General features: G+C 46.0%; 2 protein-coding genes. One reads left to right on the top strand and one right to left on the bottom strand.

Translation table 11 applies throughout. From position 1 onward, the window contains the following. The coding region (locus HMPREF0673_RS14490; RefSeq protein ID WP_007898436.1) for a hypothetical protein at positions 1 to 266 on the top strand (266 nt) is incomplete at its 5' end. Between the two features lie 193 nt (positions 267 to 459). Here the strand turns inward: HMPREF0673_RS14490 and aroC are convergent. Next, a partial coding sequence (aroC, locus tag HMPREF0673_RS04095; protein WP_007898435.1) for a chorismate synthase occupies positions 460 to 1,058 on the bottom strand: 599 nt, incomplete at its 5' end.

The raw sequence follows: 1,058 nt of genomic DNA, 5'->3' as shown, positions 1-1,058 counted from the left end.
GGGGTAATGCGCCTACTGATTGTGTTGTGATGCGTCGTTGCGATATGGAGTTTGATGGCATCGATGATCCTGCATTGCCGGCATGGTTCGAGAACCGTCCTACTGACCAGTGGCCCGTCTTCCCGGTTTGGGGCATGTATTTTCGCAATGTGAAAAAGGTGGATGTGCAGGATGTGAAGCTGTTTGTAAAAGGAAAGGAGTATCGTAAGGCGTGGATGGTGGACAATGTGAAGAAGCATAACCTGAATGTGGTTGATGTTCGTTAAAAAAAATTGAGGGCAGCCAATAAACTGCCCTCAACCAACACAAAAACTAAACTAGACTTAACTAAGTTAATTCAAGACTTTCACAAGCCCTCAATTACTGGTTACAAATATAATGAATATTTCTGTTATATGCGCAATATTGTTGGTAAAAATATCTTAACAAGAATAAAAAACTTCATAAAACTTATGTTTTCTATGAATTTGTTGCTTTGTTGAGCATAATATAATCCAAGATTACCATTGCAGCCATAGCTTCTACGATTGGCACTGCGCGTGGTAGCACGCATGGGTCGTGGCGTCCTTTTGCGTGTAGAGTGGCAGAATTGCCTACATTATCTACAGTTGTCTGCTCTTGAAGAATGGTTGCAGTTGGTTTAAACGCTGTGCGGAAGTAGATATCCTCACCGTTGCTTATGCCTCCTTGTATGCCCCCACTATGATTTGTAGCGGTGCGTATGCTTCCATCTTCTGTTATGAATGTGTCGTTCAGTTCGCTGCCGTGTGCAGTGGCGCAGTTGAAACCTTCGCCATATTCGAATCCTTTTGCAGCGTTGATGCTGAGCATTGCAGCACCGAGCATTGCGTGAAGCTTGCCAAATTCGGGCTCGCCGATACCCTTCGGGCAGCCTTTCACTACGCATGTCACCACACCACCGATGGTGTCGCCCACGGCTTTCATCTCGCCGATGAGTTGCTCCATGCGTTTTGCTGCGATGGGGTCGGGACAACGTACGGGGTTGTGCTCTATCTCTGCGAAATCGTACTTAGTGTAGTCGCGGTCGAGGATGATAT

The sequence above is a fragment of the Leyella stercorea DSM 18206 genome (assembly GCF_000235885.1).
Classification (GTDB): domain Bacteria; phylum Bacteroidota; class Bacteroidia; order Bacteroidales; family Bacteroidaceae; genus Prevotella; species Prevotella stercorea.
The sequence above is the reverse complement of the archived record's forward strand: the minus strand, read 5'-3'. Positions and strand labels throughout refer to the sequence as shown.